This is a genomic window from Bradyrhizobium sp. WYCCWR 13022, assembly GCF_030435535.1.
Taxonomy (GTDB): domain Bacteria; phylum Pseudomonadota; class Alphaproteobacteria; order Rhizobiales; family Xanthobacteraceae; genus Bradyrhizobium.
Genome location: NZ_JAUIZJ010000012.1, coordinates 113,627 through 137,218 on the forward strand (window position 1 = coordinate 113,627; position 23,592 = coordinate 137,218).

General features: G+C 59.7%; 18 protein-coding genes and 4 pseudogenes. 14 read left to right on the plus strand and 8 right to left on the minus strand.

The window, feature by feature from the left end:
• Window positions 1-171: 171 nt before the first annotated feature.
• Window positions 172-333: a hypothetical protein gene (locus QY049_RS19980; RefSeq protein ID WP_232995617.1), complete on the plus strand. Its 162-nt coding sequence runs from the start codon at window positions 172-174 to the stop codon at window positions 331-333.
• Window positions 334-926: 593 nt separating this feature from the next.
• Here QY049_RS19980 and QY049_RS39080 read toward each other — a convergent pair.
• The 4 genes and pseudogenes from QY049_RS39080 to QY049_RS39095 all read right to left on the minus strand — a co-directional run bounded on the left by QY049_RS39080 (window position 927) and on the right by QY049_RS39095 (window position 2,085).
• Window positions 927-1,307, minus strand: coding sequence for a hypothetical protein (locus tag QY049_RS39080; RefSeq protein WP_367401019.1), 381 nt, complete (start codon window positions 1,305-1,307; stop codon window positions 927-929).
• Window positions 1,308-1,375: 68 nt separating this feature from the next.
• Window positions 1,376-1,636, minus strand: a pseudogene (locus QY049_RS39085) (transposase); the annotation flags it as partial.
• Window positions 1,633-1,746 (minus strand): transposase, encoded by a 114-nt coding sequence (locus QY049_RS39090; protein WP_237867298.1) that lies wholly within the window; start codon window positions 1,744-1,746, stop codon window positions 1,633-1,635. The gene QY049_RS39090 and the pseudogene QY049_RS39085, both read right to left, overlap by 4 nt.
• 162 nt (window positions 1,747-1,908) lie before the next feature.
• Window positions 1,909-2,085, minus strand: a complete 177-nt coding sequence (locus QY049_RS39095; RefSeq protein WP_237867299.1) for a hypothetical protein — start codon at window positions 2,083-2,085, stop codon at window positions 1,909-1,911.
• Window positions 2,086-2,951: 866 nt separating this feature from the next.
• On the opposite strand from QY049_RS39095, the gene QY049_RS39100 reads away from it, so the two are divergent.
• From QY049_RS39100 to groL, 9 genes and pseudogenes are all read left to right on the plus strand, one after another.
• Entirely contained in the window at window positions 2,952-3,374 is a 423-nt protein-coding gene (locus tag QY049_RS39100; protein ID WP_308421721.1) for a TlpA disulfide reductase family protein, read from the plus strand.
• Between the two features lie 8 nt (window positions 3,375-3,382).
• Window positions 3,383-4,126: a hypothetical protein gene (locus QY049_RS39105; RefSeq protein ID WP_308421720.1), complete on the plus strand. Its 744-nt coding sequence runs from the start codon at window positions 3,383-3,385 to the stop codon at window positions 4,124-4,126.
• Entirely contained in the window at window positions 4,123-5,169 is a 1,047-nt protein-coding gene (locus QY049_RS19995; protein WP_128929790.1) for a hypothetical protein, read from the plus strand. Before QY049_RS39105 ends, QY049_RS19995 begins: the two co-directional genes overlap by 4 nt.
• Window positions 5,170-5,451: 282 nt before the next feature.
• On the plus strand, window positions 5,452-6,309 hold the full coding sequence (gene aepX, locus QY049_RS20000) for a phosphoenolpyruvate mutase (protein WP_128930179.1): 858 nt from the start codon (window positions 5,452-5,454) through the stop codon (window positions 6,307-6,309).
• Between the two features lie 1,410 nt (window positions 6,310-7,719).
• Window positions 7,720-7,899 (plus strand): annotated as a pseudogene (locus QY049_RS20005) (DegT/DnrJ/EryC1/StrS family aminotransferase); the annotation flags it as partial.
• An 89-nt stretch (window positions 7,900-7,988) separates the two neighbouring features.
• On the plus strand, window positions 7,989-8,192 hold the full coding sequence (locus QY049_RS20010) for an aminotransferase class I/II-fold pyridoxal phosphate-dependent enzyme (protein WP_256438976.1): 204 nt from the start codon (window positions 7,989-7,991) through the stop codon (window positions 8,190-8,192).
• A 407-nt stretch (window positions 8,193-8,599) separates the two neighbouring features.
• A pseudogene (locus QY049_RS20015) lies at window positions 8,600-9,255 on the plus strand (IS3 family transposase); the annotation flags it as partial.
• Between the two features lie 1,249 nt (window positions 9,256-10,504).
• On the plus strand, window positions 10,505-10,819 hold the full coding sequence (locus tag QY049_RS20020; protein WP_128955103.1) for a co-chaperone GroES: 315 nt from the start codon (window positions 10,505-10,507) through the stop codon (window positions 10,817-10,819).
• A gap of 46 nt (window positions 10,820-10,865) precedes the next feature.
• Window positions 10,866-12,506, plus strand: coding sequence for a chaperonin GroEL (groL, locus tag QY049_RS20025; RefSeq protein ID WP_301269862.1), 1,641 nt, complete (start codon window positions 10,866-10,868; stop codon window positions 12,504-12,506).
• 807 nt (window positions 12,507-13,313) lie between these two features.
• Here the strand turns inward: groL and repC are convergent.
• From repC to repA, 3 genes are all read right to left on the minus strand, one after another.
• Window positions 13,314-14,546: a plasmid replication protein RepC gene (gene repC, locus QY049_RS20030; RefSeq protein ID WP_128929792.1), complete on the minus strand. Its 1,233-nt coding sequence runs from the start codon at window positions 14,544-14,546 to the stop codon at window positions 13,314-13,316.
• Window positions 14,547-14,741: 195 nt separating this feature from the next.
• Complete coding sequence (gene repB / locus QY049_RS20035) at window positions 14,742-15,761, minus strand: plasmid partitioning protein RepB (protein WP_128929793.1); 1,020 nt, start codon at window positions 15,759-15,761, stop codon at window positions 14,742-14,744.
• The gene (gene repA, locus QY049_RS20040) at window positions 15,758-16,969 is read right to left on the minus strand and encodes a plasmid partitioning protein RepA (RefSeq protein ID WP_128929794.1); all 1,212 of its coding nucleotides are present in this window, start codon (window positions 16,967-16,969) and stop codon (window positions 15,758-15,760) included. Before repA ends, repB begins: the two co-directional genes overlap by 4 nt.
• Window positions 16,970-18,139: 1,170 nt before the next feature.
• On the opposite strand from repA, the gene QY049_RS20045 reads away from it, so the two are divergent.
• Window positions 18,140-19,342, plus strand: coding sequence for an integrase core domain-containing protein (locus QY049_RS20045; RefSeq protein ID WP_128929795.1), 1,203 nt, complete (start codon window positions 18,140-18,142; stop codon window positions 19,340-19,342).
• Window positions 19,343-20,425: 1,083 nt separating this feature from the next.
• Window positions 20,426-21,613: an RHE_PE00001 family protein gene (locus QY049_RS20050; RefSeq protein ID WP_128929796.1), complete on the plus strand. Its 1,188-nt coding sequence runs from the start codon at window positions 20,426-20,428 to the stop codon at window positions 21,611-21,613.
• 599 nt (window positions 21,614-22,212) lie between these two features.
• On the opposite strand, the pseudogene QY049_RS20055 reads toward QY049_RS20050, so the two are convergent.
• A pseudogene (locus tag QY049_RS20055) lies at window positions 22,213-22,554 on the minus strand (transposase); the annotation flags it as partial.
• A gap of 38 nt (window positions 22,555-22,592) precedes the next feature.
• Here QY049_RS20055 and QY049_RS20060 point away from each other — a divergent pair.
• Together QY049_RS20060 and glnK are read left to right on the plus strand one after the other, a co-directional pair.
• Window positions 22,593-22,757: a Trm112 family protein gene (locus QY049_RS20060; RefSeq protein WP_128929798.1), complete on the plus strand. Its 165-nt coding sequence runs from the start codon at window positions 22,593-22,595 to the stop codon at window positions 22,755-22,757.
• 133 nt (window positions 22,758-22,890) lie between these two features.
• Window positions 22,891-23,229, plus strand: a complete 339-nt coding sequence (glnK, locus tag QY049_RS20065; RefSeq protein ID WP_128929799.1) for a P-II family nitrogen regulator — start codon at window positions 22,891-22,893, stop codon at window positions 23,227-23,229.
• Window positions 23,230-23,592 lie beyond the last annotated feature (363 nt).

Genomic DNA, 23,592 nt, shown 5'->3' on the forward strand with positions numbered 1-23,592 from the left:
AAGCATTTGTCGCCTGATTTTCTCAAGCCCCCAACTGGCATGCGGCTTGCTGGTTAGAGATTGCGATCTGGTCGTAATACGGAGCGCCTAAAACATGAACCACGATACGTCAGTGAAGCTATCCGAGCGCGAAAAACAATGCCTCCAGTTGGGGGCAGAAGGGAGATCGTCATGGGGAAGGAACTGAAGATCACCGAGAATACGGTCAATTATCATGTTAAGAACGCCCGGCAAGAGCTTGATACGAGGACCCGCGTCCTGGGTATCATCAAGGCGATACGCCTCAAGCTGATCTCAGATCCGTCGCAGGAGCGCGACGAGGATAAGGACTAGCGCGACGTCGAGCTTTCGCGACGGCCTCAAGTCCCGGGAATGCTGCGTGGATGGCATCATGCGAGCCTTGGCAACTAGTTCGCGTCGGCTCTCACCGGGGCCTTCATACGCGACACCCGGGACGCCCGCGCTGACGAAGTTCTCGTGCTAGCAGGCGCGCATTATTGAAATTGCCGAAGGAGCCATCACCGTGAACGCGCACAGGCCGTGCGGTCGAGTCGACGATCCGCTCGACCATGTCGATGAGTTGGCTCCATGATCCTTATTGGCGTCTCGCGAGCCGAAAGAGCAGGCAGAATTGGTAGGCCCGCCGCCCACGGGCTTCGAACCCTGCGTTCTTGGGATCACGCTGGAGAGCGCATCGTGAGCTTCCATGGAAAAGGAGAGTTCGCTGGTGGAGCATATCTGAGCGCGCGGCAGTTCTGTAGGCGACGGCTCAGCCCGTCGATCACGGCGTTTTGGGCGGATCGTGTTCCGTGGCGTGGTGTAGCTGGCGGCAGGTCACCGCCGATGTTCCGGCGGGTCGGAAGGCATCAGCCTGCCACAGCGGGCAGAACGACGATGATCGCTCAATGACGCGATGGTTTCCAGTGTCATGTAGCGGGCGCGCTGGAGGACCCATTGGTCGTTTTGCTCGAGCAAAAACGCACCAACGAGGCGACCGATGGCGTCTTCATTGGGAAGATGCCGACGACTTCGGTCCACCGCTTATTCCGCCGTTGAGGCCCTTGATCGGATCGGTCGAGTGGAGCTTGGCGTGGTGCGGAGCCGGGAAGCTCATATAGGCTCGCACGCCGAGCTCGGCTTCGTCCATGAGGGTCGCGAGCTTGGACAGTTTGAGGCCGGAGCTGATCGGCGACCTTGCGCCACTGCGCCCTGGCCGCTTCAACATTGTGTTGGGCGAACGCGGTGGCGATGAAGGCGGACACGACGCGCCGGCCGGCTCTTGCCGCATGCGCGAAGACGTTGCGCATGAAGGGGACGCGCGGCAGCGCTGCCGGGTCGCGTTGAGCGCCTTGCTGACGGCGGCCTTGATGCCCTCATGGGCATCGGACACAACCAGCTTTACGCCACGTAGGCCGCGGTGGGCGAGCTTGCGCAGAAAAGTCGTTCAGAACGCCTCGGCTTCGGACGGGCCCATGTCCATGCCGAGGATCTCGCGCCGGCCGTCGCCGTTGACACCGGCCGCGAGGAACACCGCGAGCGAGACGATGCGGCTATTCTGGTGCACCTTCAGGTGGGTGGCGTCGGTCCGCAAATACGGCCAGTCGCCTTCGATCGGGCAGGCGAGGAAAGCCTTCACACCTTGTCTTCGATGTCACCGCAGAGCCGGCTGACCCGGCTTTTGGAGATCCCGGTCATGCCCATGGCCTGCACGAGATGATCCACCGAGCGGTTCGAGACGCCCTGCACGTAGGCCTCCTCGTCACTGCGCTCAGCGCTTTCTTAGCCATGCGGCGCGGCTCCAGGAACCCGGGAAGTAGCTTCCTTGCGCAGTTTGGGAATGCGTAGTTCAACCGCTGGCACTCTGCTCGCCGTAGGCCGCTCCGGTCTGTACGGCGACCTCCAGCTTCATCAGCCGTTGGCGGCAAAGCCAATCATCTCGCGCAGGTCTGGGGCCTTCTCCACGGGCGCGCGAAGCTTCATCATCTCGTCGTTTCGGAAGTTGCGGGTGGTCGTGCGCAAGTGAATCCCATGTTCGGCTAGAGAGCCGTAGAAGGTTAGCAGCGCGGCACGATTATTGATAGACAATCTGATCACCTGGCCCTACTTGGCGCGGTAATTTTCCACTAAGACGTCGATCGCCGCTTCGCCGGACGCCGGTTCGGCGCCAGACAAACCTCACGCAGGAATCAGCTCGCCATCTCGAGCCGCCCCGCGGTTGCGACATTCGGCCGCGCTACTTCGATCGGGCCGCTGCCGGCCTGATCGTTCGCGACGGACCATAACCATGCCACAGGACACGGCGCTTTCGTCGGCTTCAACTCCTTTTACCGTGGCAAGATAATTTCGTGATAGCTTGCCCAGAAGTTGCCGCGGCGCGCAGGACATTGGTCACTGGGTCGTCGATCTCGTCGGGCTGACGAAATGGGATATGTTTGCAATCTCCTTCGCGGCATATCGCTCTCCTTGAGAGCTTCTGGCATGCTTCGGCACTGGCCTCGTTACCCCGCTTTTCTCATGCCGTGCGTAGCTCCCTTCTGCATGCCTTTAAACCTAAGACGTGCAACACAACGAAGTCGCGCGCTGGTCGGAGCTATCGAAGCAAGCCATGCTGGCGGACACACTGTTCGTCTTTGTCGGACCATCCGTCTAGCTCACCAGCTATACTTGTAAGTCGGCTCACAACCGCCACACCAGTGTTTGTAGGCGGCGCAAGGCGCGATCTGTGTCTAGTTTGTGACATTGGCGCCAAACGCGTCTGGTTCAGAACACTGCCCGAATTGGGCGCCGGGGGGTTTTCAAAAGTGCGATCATAGGCCTAACGCGCTCCGACCGCTGGCACACTCATTGCAAACACGCAGTACTAAGAGTGCTGAGTGCACGCACGCGATCGATGCTCTCCACCCGTTTCTTAGAGACAAGCGGTCAAAATAAGTCGCGTAGGGTTTGATAATATGTCGGACAGCAACGTGGCGCTGCGCATGGAATCTTTGGCTCCTCCCATCAAGGTGGGGAGTTGGCTGCGTGGCCAGCCCCTTGCGAACTTCGAGTGCGGGAAAGTCTACATTGTCGAATTTTGGGCAAGTAGGTGCGGACGATGTATGACGGCGGCGATGCCCTATCTCGTTCAACTGCAGGAGAAATATAAAGATTGCGGAGTTGAGGTCATCGGAGTCGCATGTGGCGAAGAAGCACCAACGGCGGACGAGGCCAGAACCAAGTTGGAGGCGTGGTTGACCGAAACGTCTCCGAAACTGAACTATCGGATTGCGTTCGACTTCACAGGCGAGATGAAGCAGCTTTGGGGAGACCCCAGTTTTGCTCCGGGATTCCCATCTCTTTCGTCGTCGATCGCGACGGCCACATCGCGTTCATAGGACATCCAATGCAACTCAATGATGTTTTGCCGAAGGTTCTTCAAGGGGTCTGGCGAACCAGCGAAGAAGCTAAAGCCGCCGACGCGAAGCGGATTGAGCAGAACCAACGGGTAGCCCGCGAGCTAACGCCCACCTCGCCAATCTACGCTAAACTTCGGGCGGCGCTGTGGGCAAAGGATTGGACGACGGCGCTCTCGGCGGTCCAAGAGGGGCTCGTCTTGATGCCGGACGAAATCGACCTTCGTGAGATTCATGTCAATCTGTTGCTTCACAAAATTCGCGACTTACGGGCCGGCTTGCCCGTCATGCGCCAATTGGTTCGTGACGCGATCGATAAAGGGTCCGAGGAATTGATGACGGTGGCTCTAACCCAACTCTTCGATCCGGCAAATGATGCCTCGCACCTCCCCCTTGCCGAGCGCTTTGCAATGGGCAGGGATTTGGCTGAACACATTTTATGGCTGAATCCACCGCAAGCCGATGGCTATAAGTTCCGGTCTTATGGGGCGATCGCTGAGTACTATTACGAGAGCGGCAACAAGGAACGGGCGATCGAGTTGATCGAACTGGCACTGACCTCGCTGAGCGATTCGAAGCTCATACAGGAAGAAGAGAGACAGTATTATGTGCGGCCGTTAATTCAGGCCCTGGCCAAGTACAGCACTGAGAAGGCTTTAGAGGCGCTTTTGTTTGGCTCCGCCTCACCGCCAAAGCTAAGGGCGAGTATTCAGACGCGTGAAAATGACGCATGAGCGACAATAAAATCACAGAGGCCGATCTGGCGCAGCTCGCCGGCACCGGGCATCGCCTGATGTACCAGATCGTCGAAATGCCCGCCCCCGGGACATTCGTGCCGTTCGTCGACGGTGCCAGCAAGGCGGCGCTAACCATCGCAGAGACGCGGGGGTCGAAAAAGATCGGGCTTTCCAATACCCTCAACCGTAAACTGATCCCGCGCAAGGGACCGGACCCGAACTGGCGCTGCCGCGAGCAGGCCCGCTTCGACCGGGGCGAATATCAAAAACCATTCTTTGCGTCCGGCGTCTGGTGGGCCGACCAGATTCCCAAAGACCATTTTCTGCATGTTTCCAGGAAGGACAAAAGCAAGATTGCCTTCACCGAGAGCGTGGAAAATGGTGAGCGAGACCTCCACACTCAGATGAAGGTCGGAACCTACCTGCAGAAGTACCTTGCCGACTTCGTCGGCGCGGACGAGATCACCCAACTCGCCAACCTGTTCGCGGCCGATCAGCAGGGCCTCGAACTGAAGCTAGCGCGAACACCGGACGAGATCGAGCATGTCTATATTGTCGGCCCGTCCAGCTGCATGTCAGGACCGGTCGAAAAGCTCGGCAAGTATGGCGGCTACGGCAATGCCACGGAGCACCCGGCGCGCGCCTATGGCGCCGGCGATTTGGCCTGCGCCTATGTGGAACGCAAGAATGAAATCATCGCCCGGTCGATCGTCTGGCCGAAGCGCAAGATCTTCACCCAGATCTATGGCGAGGATCACATGCTGCTGCGCTCGATGCTGATTCGTGCCAGCTACAAACCAGCCCATAGCGGCAAAGACTTCGAAGGCGCTCGCTTCCTCGAGCTTACGGTGATGCCATACCTCGACTTCGACATAAGCATGGAGCCACTGTACGAGGACGGCAGCACCGGCCGGCAATCCGCCAAGAGGCGGGCGCGGCTCCGCAACTACAAGCTTTACGTCGGCCGCTATAGAACCACCAAGTGGCTGTTAAGGGAGTATGCAAGCGGGCAGCGCTCGAGCGGCAGATCGGCGAGTTAATCAGGGCAGGTGCGATGTTAGGGCTTAACCGAACTCCCCGAAGTATCCCACAGCGCTCGCCAATAATTTGGTCGTTCGGTCAACTGCCACGTCTAAGCATTTATCTAGATAATGCATGTCAGCTATCGCTTGAGCCACACGAGCGCGATCGGCTTACCTCGATCGAGAACTGGCAGAACATCCCGAGAATGTCCGCCGGTCACATGTCCCAACAAAGGAGTCGCGATGCAATCACAGTCAGTTCTCGGCAACCGCCCTAAACCATGCGCCTCACTTGCAGAAATGCTGCGCGCTCAGATCTGCTCCAACCGCGACCTCTCCTTCCTCATGGAAGCTCACGATGCGCTCTCCGGCGCAATCGCCAAGCGCGCGGGATTCAAAGGTCTGTGGGCGTCGGGCCTCGCAATCGCCTCCTCTCTTGGCTACCGAGATGCCAACGAAGCATCATGGAGCCAACTCGTCGACGTGGTCGAGCGGATCGTCGACTCGACCGAACTGCCTGTGCTCGTTGACGGTGATGGCGGCTTCGGGAACTTCAACAATGCACGCCTGCTGGCACGGAAACTCCGTCAGCGCGGCGCTGCCGGCGTCGCGCTTGAGGACAGCTGCTTTCCGAAAATGAACTCGTTCATTGGCGATCGGCATCCGCTCGCAGATATCGATGAATTCTCCGGCCGTCTGCGGGCAGTGAAGGATACAGTGGCGGAAGACTTGGTCCTCGTGGCTCGGATCGAAGCCCTGATCGCCGGCCATGGAATGGACGAAGCACTGGTACGCGCTAGTGCTTACGCCGCTGCGGGAGCCGACGCGATCCTCATTCACTCGCGTAAGAGCACGGCGGACGAGATACTCTCGTTCGCGAGTTCCTGGCAGAACCACCGACCTGTCGTAATCGTTCCAACAAAATACTATCGAACGCCGGTCTCGTCATACCGTGATGCCGGCATCTCTACCGTGATCTGGGCCAATCACTCCATGCGAGCTGCGACTGCGGCAATGCGGCACGTCTGCGGCCGCATTATCGCTGAGGAAGGCGTTGCCAGCATTGAGCCAGCTATCGCGACCCTTGAAGAGATCTTCGAGTTATTAAGGTACGACGAACTCGCTCGCGCGGAAGAGCGATATCTTGACCCAGGATAGGTCTTCATCCACCCGATATCTCGTTCTCGATCGATTGTTGCGGTTCAATCGCCCTTGTCGATAGTCCCGCTTAAAGTATCTGATGATCGGCCAGGCAACGGATGTCGCCGCAGCAGCTCCGTTAATGAAAGGGTCGATCGTTTCTCCTGTCGGATCGTGGCTCGATTTCCGGGTTTCCGCACGAAACAAACCGCGGCAACCCTCTCGCCAATAGACCACGACCATTTAAGACGATGAACCAGGTGCAATTCTGGGCGCTACCCCGAGGTCGACAATCGTTGCGGCCCTGCACGATATCATCGAGTCCGGAGCTACAAGGCCCGCACAGAAAAGCTTCTTGCTTGTCTGTTCGAAAGTTGCAGCTCGCAGCCATGCATGCGACGATCTCAGGCGTTACGCCATCGACAGCACCGAAGATCTTTGAATTGCAGAGCGCATTCCACTGAAGCCAATGCCTTACAGGTTGTGCGATCAACTACCACACTTATCAATTGATATGGTGGCGTCGGTGCATCAAATATTTGACCGACGTGCGCCCGACTGCTCACACGTCACTTGCAAGGAATTCCGCATGCGACCCGAATCACAGTCTGTTCTTGCCAATGCACGTGATCAATGCGCTGTACAATCGACCGCAGAAATGCAGCACGGTCAGTGCGTCCTCTCCTTTAGCGTGGAAGGGCGTGATCGGCTCGCTGACACGATCATCCGGCGCGCAGGTTCCACATTCCACCGATGTGCCACGCCGATTGGCCACGACGGAGTCGCTCGCGCGCTGTTGGTGAACACCGCCTCAGTAGCGGTTTCGAGCACATTGGTTTGGCGTTGCGGTTTCCGATACTCCGGCGGGAGGACGTTCTGCTGCCCTTTTCAATCGAAAGGACGCATTGCCTGGATTGAGGAGGGAGCGCCTATCTCGAGTGGCTATGAGGCTTCATCTGCTGCGGAGTTCGCCGTAATCGAAGCGCGACCTATGACTGAGCAGATCGCGAAATGCGGCCGAGTGGTTCGATCGTGAAAGACCACAATCAGCTCAGGAGGAGCGCCTGCTGGCGCAACCACTGTCTTTGCTTTTAGGTTCGGGCACTGCCGCCGCTCGTGACGCAGCTAAGTTAGCTGCCGATGGCGCCGTCCGATCATCGATCTGGCGGCGGGTGAAGTGATCATCGATCCACCATCATCGGCCCGCGAGGGGGCAATTGCCGCCATCAAGGCCAAGATAAACCGCTATACGGATGCCATCGGCCTGACGCCGCTTCGCAGCGCCGTTGCCGAAAAGCTGTCATCGGAAACCGGCATCGGCTGGCATTTGAACGATATCGTTATAACTGCTGACCTGCCACTGAATGTTCATCCAGCGGCAGTTAGAGTCTCGAAGCGGATGCAAAACAAGGGCTGCTCAATGTTGCGTTGGCTCTGCTGGATCCGGGTGACGAGGCCATCGCCATTCGTCCCTGCCGGCCGACATTCCCGTCCCAGGTTCTTCTCGCTGGCGCAAAACCCGTGTTCGTTGATGCCCGCCCGCCCCGATATAATTCCGATATTGACGCAATCCGCGCCGCTGGTACACCGCGCACGAAATCCATTATCGTCAACTCGCCCAACAATCCTACTGGTGCAGTCTATGATCGAAGTACCCTTCGAGCTATCGGAGGCCTCGCATCAACTACCAGTTATGGATCTTTTCCGACGAATGCTATTCCAGCTTCGTATTCACTCGTGAGCGCCATGAATCGATTGTCATGGCGCAGCCCGGCGTACGTTCACGGACGATCCTGGTCAACGCTTTCTCCAAGGAACTGGCGATCACTCGCTGGCGACTGGGCTATTTAGCAGCCCCCCGGAGATCGTTTCTGCGGCCAGGAAGTTGCAGGGACATATGACCTCGAACGCCAATGTGATCGCGCAGCACGCGATCATGCACCACCTCAAAATCCATGACGGCTGCTCTGAGCGGCTGATGCATCGGCGCCTTTCTGACGCTCGTGAGATAGGACTTCTGCACCTCCTCCGAATAAGTGGACACCTGTAGTAGCTCAGAGAGCCCGGAGGTATCGAATGCCAGAACGTCAACTTCGATGGTTCACAGAGGACTACAAACGCTAGGCCGTTGAACTGGCGGTATCGAGTGGTCGATCGATCGGATCGGTCGCCAAGGAGCTCGGTCTGCGCGGTGCTGCGCCGCTGGATAGACAAATTCCGGCAGGAGCCGGCATCGGCGGCGTGGCGGCCCACCACGCAGGCGACGCCGATGCCGAGATCCGGCAGGTCCATCGCGAGAGCAGCCAGCGGCAGTTCTCGAGTCCACGCCGCCCTGCGGACGCGGGGACGTGGGCCAGCCGTGGCCGGATCGAACGGCTGATGCGACGGCATGGCATTCGGGCGATCATGGCGCCGCCATGTCGCGTCCGCACCACCGACAGTCGCCACAATCTGCCGATCGCACCAAACCTGATCGCGCGCGACTTCACCGCCGCGGCCCCAAACCGGGTCTGGCTGGCCGATATCACCTACGTCCCACGGCGGAGGACTGGCTGTACCTGGCAGCCGTCATGGACCTCTTCAGCCGCAAGATCGTCGGTTGGGCGATGCCGGATCACATGCGGGTCGAACTCGTCTCCTCCGCACTGACGATGGCGCTTCGCCAGCAGCGGCCGGACGCCGGATTGGTCCATCATTCCGATCGCGGAGTGCAGTACGCTTCACACGAGTATCGCGCGGCCCTTACCGCCGCGGGCCTGACGCATCGACTGCTACGACAATGCCCCGATGGAGAGGTTCTTCCACACCCTCAAGACCGAGCTCGTTCATCATCGTCAGTACCAGACCCGTGCCGAAGCCCGGCGCGACATCTTCGCCTTCATCGCGGGCTTCTCCAATCGAACCAGGCTCTATTCCGCCATCGGATATATCCCTCCGATCGAGATGGAGCTAAAAGCCGCTTAAACCCGTCCGCTTTCTCGGGGGAAGATCAGAGCGCAAAAAGAGGTCAGTCTGACGCACTATCGAGATTGAAGACCGCGTTGAGCGGGGCGACTAACGGCGAAAATCGAAGCATTGTTGCTGATGGATGTTAGGCTCCGAACCACATCTTTCGTCTTGTCTGCAATGTTCTTTGTCCGTCACTTGCGCTCGCTGTCGTGACAATCGGCATTTCTTCTCTCCGCACAGCCGGGACACCCGAGGACCCAACAGCATACAACCTATCGCCACGGCCGATTCAACCCTCATGCGAGCCATCCTGGTGTGAGATAGTTGCAGTAGCTACGCTATCGCCTTGTTTGCTACCTTCAAACTCGCGTCACCAATCCTCTCAAGGTGATGCGGGGGCGGACTCGGCGTATCCCCCGATCCAGTCGTGTGCCGCCCCCACTCTTCGCGAGCGGTCTGAAGAAGATGCGGTGAAACCGGGGGCGTTGCATCTCGTTGCCTCCCCGGAAGCCCATCTCGTCGCAATATAAGACGCGAGAAGCATGCGTATACGATCATCAGCATCACCGCGGAAGAAGGGCGGACGAAGCGCGATTGAACTTTGCGTGAGCGCTGATCTCGTCTTGATTCAGTTCTCCCGCGCGGGCGTTTCGTTCAGCTCCTTGAAGAGGTCGCCGCCGGCCCCTGGCCGCTTTCATCCAGCTCCGGTCAACTGCCAAGGTTAGCGATGGAGCGAGATGAAAAAAGGCGCTATTTTTCAAGATCGGCTTGCCTAGAACGAGACGGCATCCCGAACCTGTTCACACTCCTTGGCTGTTGCGGATGTCGCGGCTAACTCGATGAGAATTCCGTCCACTGAAGCAAGCCCGGCGAACTCCTGTTACGTCGCGCGTTCATCAGCGCTAGGGTTCGTTTCGGCCGGAGCCGTATCCGAGCAGTCAATGAGACCAAGAATGGCTTTAGCAACTACTAAGACTCTCGAGCGCACCAATGTCTGAGCGTTCTTCCAGGCCAAGAGCATCCGCCGCGAAATCGTGCAGACCTCGGCCGAGCAGGGCAACCTCACACTGCGCTAATAGCGGCCGGGCCAGTTAGCTACGATAAATGATTCTGGCAGAGACGACTTCTGAGTGTGATTTTTTGCTGGAAGCTCTTGCTCCTGTAGAAGCCCCGTCCTATTTCAGCTGCGTCTGCGCTAGCACTCGTAGGCATCGATTGCTCACAAGGTTGAAGTCTCAACTCGTGCAAATATTAGGAGGACTGCATGAAATTCCGTCCGCTTCACGACCGCGTCGTGGTCAAGCGCATCGACGCAGAAGAGAAGACCGCTGGCGGCATCATCATTCCCGACACTGCCAAGGAAAAGCCCTCCCAGGGCGAAGTCGTCGCCGTCGGCCCCGGTGGCCGCGACGAAGCTGGCAAGCTGATCCCGATCGACCTGAAGGTCGGCGACCGCGTGCTGTTCGGCAAGTGGTCCGGCACCGAGGTCAAGATCGACGGCCAGGACCTGCTGATCATGAAGGAGAGCGACGTGATGGGCGTTCTCGAGGTCGCCGAGTCCAAGAAGAAGGCGGCTTAAGAGCCTCCCTCCTCCCTCCAGTCAAACACCTTAAGGAAAATTCCAGATGGCAGCCAAAGAAGTCAAATTCTCGGTTGAAGCGCGCGACAAGATGCTGCGCGGCGTCGACGTCCTCGCCAACGCGGTGAAGGTCACGCTCGGTCCGAAGGGCCGCAACGTCGTGCTCGACAAGTCGTTCGGCGCTCCCCGCATCACCAAGGACGGCGTCACCGTCGCCAAGGAGATCGAGCTCGACGACAAGTTCGAGAACATGGGCGCCCAGATGGTGCGCGAAGTCGCCTCGAAGTCCGCTGACGCGGCCGGCGACGGCACCACCACCGCCACCGTGCTGGCCCAGGCGATCGTGAAGGAAGGCGCCAAGTCGGTCGCCGCCGGCATGAACCCGATGGACCTCAAGCGCGGTATCGACCTCGCGGTCGAGGCTGTGGTTGCAGACCTCCAGAAGAACTCCAAGAAGGTCACCTCGAACGACGAGATCGCCCAGGTCGGCACCATCTCGGCCAACGGCGACCAGGAGATCGGCAAGTTCCTCTCCGACGCCATGAAGAAGGTCGGCAACGAGGGTGTCATCACCGTCGAGGAAGCCAAGTCGCTCGAGACCGAGCTCGACGTCGTCGAGGGCATGCAGTTCGACCGCGGCTACATCTCGCCCTACTTCGTCACCAACGCCGACAAGATGCGCGTTGAGATGGACGACGCCTACATCCTCATCAACGAGAAGAAGCTCTCCTCGCTGAACGAGCTGCTGCCGCTGCTCGAGGCCGTGGTGCAGACCGGCAAGCCGCTGGTCATCGTCGCCGAGGACGTCGAAGGCGAGGCCTTGGCCACGCTTGTTGTGAACCGTCTGCGCGGCGGCCTGAAGGTCGCGGCCGTCAAGGCTCCGGGCTTCGGCGATCGCCGCAAGGCCATGCTGCAGGACATCGCGATCCTGATCGGCGGCCAGGCGATCTCGGAAGATCTCGGCATCAAGCTCGAGAACGTCACGCTCAACATGCTCGGTCGCGCCAAGAAGGTGATGATCGACAAGGAGAACACCACGATCGTCAATGGCGCCGGCAAGAAGGCCGACATCGAGGCGCGCGTGGCCCAGATCAAGGCGCAGATCGAGGAGACCACCTCGGACTACGACCGTGAGAAGCTCCAGGAGCGTCTTGCCAAGCTCGCAGGCGGCGTCGCGGTGATCCGCGTCGGCGGCGCGACCGAGGTCGAGGTGAAGGAGCGCAAGGATCGCGTTGATGACGCGATGCATGCGACCCGCGCGGCTGTCGAGGAAGGCATCGTCCCGGGCGGCGGCGTCGCCCTGCTCCGTGCCTCCGAGCAGCTCAAGGGCCTGCGCACCAAGAACGACGACCAGAAGACCGGCGTCGAGATCGTGCGCAAGGCGCTGTCGGCTCCCGCTCGCCAGATCGCGATCAACGCCGGTGAAGACGGCTCGGTGATCATCGGCAAGATCCTGGAGAAGGACCAGTACGCCTACGGCTTCGACAGCCAGACCGGCGAATACGGCAACCTGGTCTCCAAAGGCATCATCGACCCGACCAAGGTGGTCCGCACCGCGATCCAGAACGCAGCCTCCGTTGCAGCGCTCCTGATCACCACCGAAGCCATGGTCGCCGAGCTGCCGAAGAAGGCCGCTGCCGGCCCCGCGATGCCCCCCGCCGGCGGCATGGGCGGCATGGACTTCTAACGACGAGTCGTCCCGGACGCGGTGCAGCGCGCAAGCGGTGTACCGCCGATCCGGGATCTCGCTGAGCAAAATCCAACAGCACAAACCCTGGCAGCAATGCCGGGGTTACCCTTTTTTAGGCGTGGACCGTCTAAACGGCCGGCACGATTGGTTCCGTTGCGCATTGCCTTCGTGCCTTGGCTGATCGTCAGATCAGGTTTTTGTTTACCCACACGGCAGGTCGCAGATGAGAAACGTTAGCCTTATAATTCTCGGACCTGAGCATTTCGTTTAGACTCGCGGACGCATGGTCGCGCGGCTTATAGAGCTATGCTCGAGCGCGGCGCAGCATTATCGAGGCATATCACTCGGCCAAAACTCGTGGGCGCTGGCGGCGACGAGATGCCCGACGACACGGGCTGATACCGCAACAGGTGTTTACCTGGCGCCGGCAACAAAAGCGGACGTTCCGCAGTTCGTACCGGCGGTGGTCGACGCCATGGCGCCAGCCGTGGCTGCGCGCCATGACGTAAAGACAGCGATGCAAGGCCAAGACAGATTCGAAGGGCTTAATTGGCGGCGGATAATTGCTGCGCTGCGGCGAACGAATCAGGCGCCTTGAGGTCGTTGCAAAACGACGGCGCATACGATCTAATCTGTGGGTGTCACCGCTCATTAGCCCGTACGCAATGTTGGCCTGACGTTTCTTGAGGTGCTGTCGCCTTCGCGCCCAGTCCGTTAGCCAAGACCTCTTCAAATTGAACCTCAACATCAAACCTGCGACGGCCCGAGCCGCTGGGCCCAAGAGACACTTACCTAGACTAGCCGTTAGGCCCTTCGTTTTTCGTGCAGTCGTGAGTTGATCTGCGCCATTAGGATTGGCCCGAGCGAGAATTCGCCGGCCTCGGCTTTTCGCGTCAGCCCCCGCAGATATCCGCCGGCTGAACGGATGACCTCCCCTCGCTGCAGGATGCAGCCGACCACAATTGCAGCCTGAGTCTCCCCCATGACGCTCTGCGCCTCCTCCCACGCGCTGGGACTGATGCCAAGCATGGATCGAACGACCGCCGCAGTCGCAATGAAATCGCGCCAGTTTGAAATCCCTCCCTTGGCGTAGTCGACGATGTCTGGACATGCGCTCAAGACCATACCCAAAGGATAGGAGCCTTCCGCAAATCGCGCCGGTTGTGGTTGCGGCTCGGTACTCGCCGCCCTGCCTTCTTGGAGGCTAGGTTCAAGTTCAGTAAGAGTGTTTGGGTTTGAATTCTGTAAGTGACGCTCAGTATGGGACTCATTGGCGCTCATATTTGCTGCTTGGACGTGAGTTTCCAGCAGATTGAGGACGTCGTCGGCAAGCTGCGATAGTTCGTCGGCGATCGCCTCAAGTTCTTGGCAGGTCGCCCGGCGTGGAATCGTCTCGACGATCGAACGGAATGCCCGATGCACCTCGTCCCAATCAGCCGGCCCCTTCCATTCCCTGTGGGTCGGCACGTTTTCCTCGATGCCCGTTGCAATCATCTTGGCGATGTCACGACGGCAGAGTGTGATGCGCTCGCGCGCATGTTTGATAGCACGAGCCTCCGCTTTGATTTCCTCAGCCAGCCTCTCGAACTCTTCGGCGCGAACGACGAGTGGCGACAAGTCAAAGCCAAAGGCGCGCTCGATGTCACCGCCGCTGCCTTTGCGAGCGTAGCGCTTGCCGTTCGGACTATCCCTGCGAACGATGAGCCCGGCGTCGACAAGCACAGCGAGATGACGCCGCAACGTGGACACCGGCATGCCGTGAGCTCGCAGCGTCAGCTGATTGTTTGACGGAAACACGATGAGGTCACCCTCACCCGTGAGCGTAGTCTCGGGATGAAAGCTGAGCAGAGCATCCAGCACCGTCAGCGCACGCTCAGAGATACCGAGGCGCGGCCTTGCGATGCAGATGGCCTGAAAGATCTTCCATTTATGGACGATCTTTTCCGATGGCCTGGTCGATACTGCGACTTGTGTTGCCACATGGGCAAGCTTCAACGAGCGCCGCCCAAAGGGCGTCGTTGGGGCACGTGATTGCATGTCTTTGCCTTATGCGGGCAAAGAAAATCTGCTCGCCGAAACGGCGCCGTCTCTCACAAGACTCTTGACTATGGTGCGCGGAAGTGATTCTCTTTAGTCGCCAAACTACGAAGAGAGGCTTCCGGGACGGTGACGTTGCGGGGGCCTTTTTTCTTTTGCCGTGCTGCTCCTGGTTCGCGGTTGTTCATGAGGCGGCTAAGCCCCGGTGGTCTCCTCGGATCTGTCCGATTTGCAAAACGTCTCGAACAGGTTCGGAAGCTGGGTGATAAGAAAGTCCGCGAACAACGCCGGGACCTTCTTGTCGATGGTCAACTTGAGTTCTCGATCGCCCTGACGGACCTGAGCGATGCGCTGTCCATCTGAGGCGAGCACAGCAGACGATCGCGCGAATTGGCGAGTTGCAGCAGGTTTATTCGCGGCCGAGAACACCGTCAGAAATCTGTCGTCTGACTCACGGCCGGCGAACTTGTCGTCCCCGATCGCCGCCCTTACGCGGTCGATCACCGACGCATCCGCCAAGAGATCAGCAAAGCTCTGCCATCGCCCGCGGCCAACCTTTGGGGCCTTGCCAATAGCATCGATAATGTCGGGCGGAATGGATCTCGCAACCGCAATCAGTTTTGACGCTTCGGCCCTATCGACTGCGAGCGCGTCTTGAACGACTGCGCGCTTGTGCCCGGCATCTTCGATGCGCATTGCGAACATCGCGCGCTCGATGAAGCTCAAATCCTCCCGCGGCGCGTTCTCAAGGCCTTGTGCCACGACGAGGGCTTCGTCGGAGAGCGGTTTTAGGATCGCTTTGACGGCAATACCCAGCTCGCGCGCGGCACGCACCCGGCGATGACCATAAGCGCTCTGATATCGTCCCGGCATTGTCGGATGCTTGCGGACGAGGACAGGAACCTCCTGGCCGATCTGCGAAATCGATTGCTTGAGAAGTTCGTAAGAAGCCGTGTCGTCGTCGCGAAAACGATCAGACACGGGCGAGGGATCTATCAGACCGGGATCGATCTCTACGATCGTCGCGCCAGATGTGAGCTTGTCCCGAAGCTCCTGATTCTCCTTCTCAACTTCTGAGAAAGATTCCTTCAGCGAGCGCACAGCACCTGACGACACCCGCGCCAGCGGCGCTGGTGCTGTGTTGTCAGCTGACAACGGACTCGTCTGAGGTGCGGCAGTAAAAAGCCCCCTGATAGCATCCGTGCGCTTGCTCATCGTCCCCACACCTTCTTCAGCAGCTGCACGATCTCCGCATTGATAGCATCGACAGATTCAACCGCCCTGTCATAGGCGCCGCGTCCGACGGATCCGCGGTCAAGCTCATAGAGCGATTGTTTTGTCAGGCCAGCATTGGAGATCGCAGTGGATTTCCAGGCTGTCGCTTGCAGCACGTTTTCGCGGAACAGATTGCGCAGCAGCGCAACGATCTGAGCCTCAGGCACGTCATTCGGATCATGGCGCGTGATCACATAGCGGATGAAATCGTGATCGAGGCGGCCGCCCGCCTCCTCGATGACGGACATCAAATCCGACGTCATCAGAAGGAATTGGCTCATCGATGCGACATCGACCATCTGCGGGTGGATTGTCACCAGCATCGCCGTCGCCGCATTCAAAGCGCCCATCGTCAGGTAGCCGAGCTGAGGTGGGCAGTCGATCACCACGACATCATAGTCGTCGCTTACCTGATCGATTGCGCTCGCTAGGCGGCGAAAAAAAAGATCATGTCCACGTTCGCGGCGCTCGACCATGGCGCGCGGCGTGTGATGCTCAAACTCCATGAGTTCGAGATTGCCAGGCACTAGGCCTATACCCTCGAAATAGGTCGGCCGCACAACTTCACGCATGGGGCGGCGCTGGTCGTCATAGCGGATGGCGCCGTAAATGGTTTCGCTTTGCCCAATGTCGAATTCCGGCTGATAGCCGAACATGGCCGACAAAGAGGCTTGCGGATCGAGGTCGATGGCCAGAACTCGAAAGCCGGAAAGGGCGAGATATTGGGCCAGATACAGGGCGGTCGTTGTTTTGGCCGAGCCGCCCTTGAAATTAGCGACCGTGATGATTTGAAGCTTTTCGCCGGGGCGCCGCCGTGGGAGAAAATCAACTGCCTCCCGCGGGCGGGCTGCAGCCAGATAGGCCCGCAGCTCATTCACTTGAGCTAAGGTATACGACCGCCGCCCGCCATGACCGATCGCGGGGGCAGGTCCCAGGCCGTCGAGGGAAAGTTGCCGCAAATAGCCGTCTGACACGCGAACGATCTTGGCCACCTCTCCGGAGGAGAACGGGCGAAGAGTCTTGGCAGCCGCTGGTGGAAAAAGGGCGGCGCCCAACGAGCGGAGTTGACCAGAGAGTAGAGTGGCATGGCAGGAAATGCGCGCGCTCGCTGTCTCCGGCCACCCCTCCTCTGTCTCAAAAACTCTCATCTTTCCAATCCAAAACGGTTTTTGCAGCTCAGACGGCGGATTACCGTCTGCAGACTCAACACGATTCCCGAGTCGGCGCAAGAATGAAAGGATTAACTTTGCGCGCTCGCTCCTCCAGACCCATTCATCGCCGACCCCCCGCCACCCACAGCCACCTTAGCCGTCGAGGCATTGTGCGCGGCAGCGCCAGCGATCAAGGTGTCACCGGCCGGCGTTGGCCGCATCCTGCCCCGCTTTGGATTAAGCCGCATACGGATCTGGAACTGGCGGGCCGGAGCGCCGCTCAGCCCGGCGGGGCTTCCGTACCGACGTTAGAGGCTTCGCCAGATTCTCAGTACCGGCTATCGCATCACTCATGATTCCCAAAAGGGGACAGCCGCGGCGCCAACCATGAGTTCATCCGCGTCGCGACGCGAAGCTTCGTGCCTGGCTTTTTCCCAAATCCGCCGTGACGAGGAAAGGTGCGGTGCCTTTCTCAACACGATGTCATCACCTACTTTTGCGGCCTCAACATCCGGCATGAGCGACAACGGCTTTGTTATCGCGCCAAGCCTTCGCCAAGGGAGAGAATGGCGGTCACTAGGCCCGGCCACAAAGAAACGGGAAAGACCGAGCGCATTGCAGGCTTCGCTACGCGAGCGGCCACGCGCCTAGGACCCGCTATAACATGGTACCGTCCGCACGCGGCCCGAGGCCAAACCACCCGCCATGACCACGGATGACCTCCTCACCGCCTTAACTCCGGAAGAGGTCCGAGCGGTGAATTAGTTGGCGGGTTTTCTGATGCTCGCCGTTGGTTCAGGGCTACCTGGGCCACCCCGGACTCCTCCTTGGTCGCTCGGGGCTTCTGAGCCTAGCGAAACGAGCGGCAGGTGAACGGACCCCACGCTCCACGGTTGCCACGGCACTGTTGTCAGCTGACAACATGCGGGACAACTAGCGGCAAGGGAAACGGATGACGCCTGGAGACGGCGAATGGCGCTAGCGTTCGCGTTGCGCTGTCCAATCCATCAAGCGGGCAATGGTGCGGCACGAGCGAGGAATGCGCCACCCGCTGCTTGCATGCCGGGCGGGGGGCTGGATGGGTACAGACCGGGCTGAGTGCTGACAGATTAGACCGGGTTGATTCCTGACAGGCAAGGCTCGTCTGATTCGAAGGAGGATCAGGCGATGCCTTTCAGGGAGAGCAGTCCTGTGGAGGAGCGTGTCGCGTTGTTTCGAGAGTACGAGACGGGGGCATTTTCGGTGACGGAGCTGTGCGCGCGGCACGGCGTCAGCCGAGAGACGTTCTACGTCTGGAAGCGGCGTCGGGAGAGCGGGGAGCGGCGCTGGTTCGAGGAGCGCAGCCACGCGGCGGCGAGTTGCCCGCATGCGACGGCGGGGCGGCTGGCCGATCGCATCGTCGCGACGCGGCAGCGGTTTCCGCATTTCGGCCCGAAGAAGATCAAGGCATGGCTTGAGCATGAGCGGCCGGAGGTCGACTGGCCGGCAGCCTCGACGATCGGCGACATCCTGAAGCGTGAGGGCCTGGTCGAGGCGCGTCGGCGCCGACGCCGGGCGATTGCGCAAGGCGAGGTGGCGGCGCCGGCAAGCGCACCCAACGAAGAATGGGCGATCGACTTCAAGGGCTGGTTCCGAACCCGCGACGGCAACCGCTGCGATCCGCTGACCATCACCGATGCGGCGAGCCGCTATCTTATCGAAGTGCGCATCGTCGATCCGACGGGGGCGGGCGTCAGGAGCGCCCTGGAACGTGTTTTCAAGGACATCGGCCTTCCCGCCGCGATCCGCTCCGACAATGGTGCACCGTTTGGATCGACGGGGGCGGGCGGCCTTTCGGCGCTCTCGGTATGGTGGCTCAAGCTCGGTATCGAACCGCGCTACATCCCCCCGGCGAGCCCGCAGGACAACGGCCGGCACGAGCGCATGCACCGCACGCTGAAGGCCCAGACCACGAAGCCGCCCGCGGCAACGGTCGCCGAGCAGCAACGCCGCTTCGATGCCTTCCGCCACCACTTCAACCAGGAGCGGCCACATGAGGCGCTCGACCAGATGCCGCCCGTCAAACTCTGGCAGTCGCCCTCGCGCACCTTGCCACGCCGTCTCGATGACCCTTGGTACGACGCCGATCACGAGGTTCGCCGGGTGCGTCCCACCGGCGATATCAAATGGCGCGGCGAGCACGTTTTCGTTGGCGAGGCGCTCGCAGGTGAGCTCGTCGGCCTCTGTGAGCACGACACTAGCGGCCACCTCGTGCGCTTCTGCGGTCGCGATCTCGGGCTGATCAATTGCGAGCGGCGTTTCCTGCGCTTTGCTCCGCCGCGCGCGCGGCTCCGCATCGCGCAGGAAACGCCGCAGACAGGAGAACAATGATCGAATATTGTCAGGCATCAGCCCGGTCCAAAATGTCAGGAATCAACCCGGTGGACCATGCAACCCGCGCGATTGAAGTACTCGCATACCACGCCACTGCCCCCGAAGGGGCCTCCAACTTTTGGTCGAGCCTCGACAGTCCCAGCGGGGACTAGACTGCACCCCAAACCGACACAGATGGACTGGTCGGGTAAGGCGCTTGAGGAAACTACATTGTTGATCCGGCAATTTACCGCTCGGATGGATCCATCCCGCTCGAGACGATCCCCGCTCGGAACCGGCTCAAGAGCCTTTGTCTCGTAGTCTGCGGTCGGCCCCCGTACTGTTGTCAGCTGACAACATCTTGTGCGATGTGGGGGAGGGCAAAAGAGGCGCGATGAGAAAGCAGGCGAGTCGGCGTTGTCAGCTGACAACACCTCCTAGGTGATCTGCAGAATTCCGACGGGTCGCCCATTCGAGCACTTGTAGCCCGCGCGTCCGGCGAAACATGGTTAATGCATTTTAATGGTGAATCCGACACCAACACTTCGCAGCAAAACGTTGTCAGCTGACAACACAGCCTAGCTCAATCTAGGCCTTTGATACAGGCGTTCTCACGACTGGCCAGAGCGAGTGAAGGCCCGCGAAGCTCCAAATCGAACTACGGTTGGCTAATCGTTCGAACCCTTCTTGAAGAAGTCTCGTAACCGTTCTTTGACCATCCGCCGATACGCCGTTAGCTGGTCGGAACTGAACTCTTCAAGACGACCGTTGCCACGCCTACTCGCCAAATCTGGCTGCTATCTCCGCGAGGGGTAGTTCTCGATATGACCTTCGCACCGCCGCTACAGACTGCCTAATCATGCGCCAGACTCATGCGGGGCCCAGTGGGGGGCCATCGCCGCTTGTAGATGAGCCGCCCAGCAACTGCCCCCGCCGGTAGTAATGATGCCAACCGGGTTGCTCTACAGCTCTACAGGCGGACGGCCGAGGAAGGAGAATAGAGGCTAGGACTCCGACATCGGTTTAAAGACCGATCGGCACTAACGCTTGCACGCTCATCATAGCAGTTGAAGCTATGTCGCTATGACGGAAATTAGCGACATGATAGCTTCCGTGTCGCCGATTCTCATCAAAGTTATCAAGGCGTTGTCTAGTAGCTACAAAATACCAGAACCGTTGCCCTGGTCGGCGATTGCACTTCCGCTCGCAGCCGCGGAAGATGCTTTAGCCCGTCTAGATGAGCGCCTTGCGAAAAGCCCAATCCGAGACGGTTGGATTAGTCGGACGCACTTCACCGACGCATGCGCCACTCTATGGCTGGAAGGCGAACTCGTCCACCTCGAAGATCTCGTTCTTCATGACGCTGGCATGGATGTTCGTGCGCCAACTCACGAGCTGAGCCGAGCTCGCGATGTACTCCGCGCCCGCCGGCGCATTCACCGCGAGGGCCCCGACTGGGCTCTCTCGTCCGTCGGGATCACCGATCTGCGCGGGTTAGCCGGCACAAATGGAATAGAAGAGGAGGACTGCGAACCGCCGAACATCGGAACTACGCATCATGAGGCGGAGCAGGACAGCCATGTGCCGAGAACCCACGACTACTCTTCTGTAACTCAGAGCAATGACGGACTCGCGCAGGCTTTCGCAGAAATCGACGCCGCGATCGCCAAGACCGACCAGATCTTAACCAGCGATCTCCGTCGAATGACCGAGCGGGATCCACTGGTCTACGACCCCGATTGGGACGAAGAAAAGCGTCTTGCCGTCTGGAGACGCGGCCTTCAGCAAAGCAGGAGCCTGCCTCCGACGCTCGCGGCGGCCATTGCCGCGGACAGCTGGCGCAGTCTCGAGCCCCTTCAGCACCGACCCTGGCTTGGCCAGCTGCTTACGTCTGCGCTGCTAGGTCATCGGAGAAAAGCACGCTCACACCTGGCTTGCCTGCATGAGGGGCTGAAGACGATCCCGCGTGAGCGACGCCGCTCGCGCGACCTTGCAACCCGTCTCGTCGCGGAGCTTGAGGCCATCACGGCCGCTGGTGAGATTGGCCTGAAGACGCACGACAGGTGGCTGAACGAACGCACTCTGATGCTTCGAAGGGTGGCCGGCCATCGATCGACGTCGAAATTGCCGGCGCTTATCGATTACGTCTTCAGCCGGCCAGTCGTTTCTGCCGGCATGATCGCAGAAGAGCTGGATATCACACCGCGTGCAGCATTGAGTCTCGTAAATGAGCTTGGTCTGCGCGAGACCACTGGACGAGGGCGTTACCGAGCCTGGGGTGTTCTCTAAAAAAGATAACCTACCCGAGTGCCAGCAGACGACCAATCTGCCGGTTCCTAATGCCCGCAGGATCAACCCCGCCATCGAGAATTCCCGAGACTCTTGAAAAATACAGCTTGCGCCCAAGCGGGCCTCCGCACCGATTGATCCCCTCCTCCATGACTCGGACTCAACAAGAGAGATGGACAAACGGCCGATCTGCCGCAGGCTTCGTTCTCGTGACCTTGGAACGGCCTAAAGTCCTGCTGCCCATGCCGTTGCGGCGCTTGAGCTCGGCGGCTCTCCTAAGCTCAGCCTGCCGCGAACGGACAGGGGACTCGATGCTCGTGACCACCCACAGGCGAAAACGATAGCGGGTGGTGGGCTTGTCGATGGGGCTAAGGCCCATGTATCATCTGCATCCTTTCCTTGGGCTCCGGCGCTACGAGAATGACAGGGTATCCCGACCGCGGCAATCGTATCCCGTTGCGTGGTGTCGCTGGCGGCGATCACCGCGATCGTAGGCAGGAGCCGGGCAGATCAGCTGGCGATTGCCGGAGGGCTGAAGGCTGAAGGCTGCATCATTCATTGGCAGCGGTTTACAGAGTCATGCAACAGCCGCGTTGGACGGCCCATTCATCATTATTTTGCTCGAGCGGGATCGCGCCGATCAGGCGTACGATGGCGTCTTCGTTCAGGAAGATGCCGACCACCTCGGTGCACCGCTTAATCTCGTCGTTAAGGTCCTCGATTGGGTGGTGGAGTGCTGCTTGGTCCGGGGCTGCGGCGAGAAGGTCACATAGGCCAGCACATCGGTCCAAGCCTCGCCAGCAAGCGCGCAAGCTTGGGCAATTTTGGCGGAGCTGGTCGGCGACCTTGCACCATTGCGCCTTTTCTGTCTCCGCATCGTCTGGGCAAACGCAGTAGCAATGAACGCTGAGACGACGCGGCGTCCACTTTTTTGCCGGCATGCGCCGGGGCGTTGTTAGAGGCAATGCCGGAGACGCCGATGTCAGCGTCCGCCGAACGCCCTGAAATAGTGTTCGATCAAAAATTGCTGCAGATCCTCGTCTGCCCGCTGACTAAGGACCCGCTGGAATTTGGCTCGGCCAAGCAGGAGCTGATCTCGCGATCGCGCAAGTTCGCTGACCCGCCCGTTTTCATAATCCGTTAGGCAAAGCGGCGATCTGGCACGGGATTTGATCTCAAGAGCCTGGGTGCTCGGGTAGTGAAACTTTACCGTCGTGGCGAACAAGTCGAGAAACGCCCGGCCACTTCCGGGCCGGGCCCAAGCGGGGATAGAACCCATGAAAATGGTTATGGCAATTATCAAGCCATTCAAGCTGGAAGACGTCCGTGACGCCCTGACCGACATTGGTGTTCACGGTCTCACGGTGACAGAAGTCAAGGGATATGGCCGTCAGAAGGGCCATACGGAAATCTATCGCGGCGCCGAATATGCCGTGAACTTCCTGCCCAAGATCAAGATCGAGGTCGCTGTCGCTTCTGATCAGGTCGACAAGACCATCGAGGCCATCACGTCCGCTGCGAAAACCGGGCAGATCGGCGACGGCAAGATCTTCGTCATCAATCTCGTCCACGCGGTCCGCATCCGCACCGGAGAGACCGACGCCGCGGCCCTTTGATTTCGCGGCCTGGATCTACCTTTCGATAACCCGAGCTTCGGTGTGGTGCCGTGCCAGTTCGCGCGCAGTTCTTCCGGATCGGAACCGTGTTTTTCGCGAGATGCACCGCGGCCTATCGACAGCGGCTCGGGTCGCTGTAGTCCGATCGCGCAAACCGGCGCCGCACTCGCTAGAGCTGGCCCTCGATCGCTTTCTCGGAACCGGAAGCATCGCGTCGGGAGCATTCCTTCAATGCGGCGGAGGAACTCGGGCCGATTGCTGAGCAGCACGTCGTGCTGTTCAGCAGATCGCCTATGCGCCGCATTGCGGACCGTGTCACTAAAGGTACCGTCGCGTTCGCCAACAGTTTGGCACGTTCCAGAC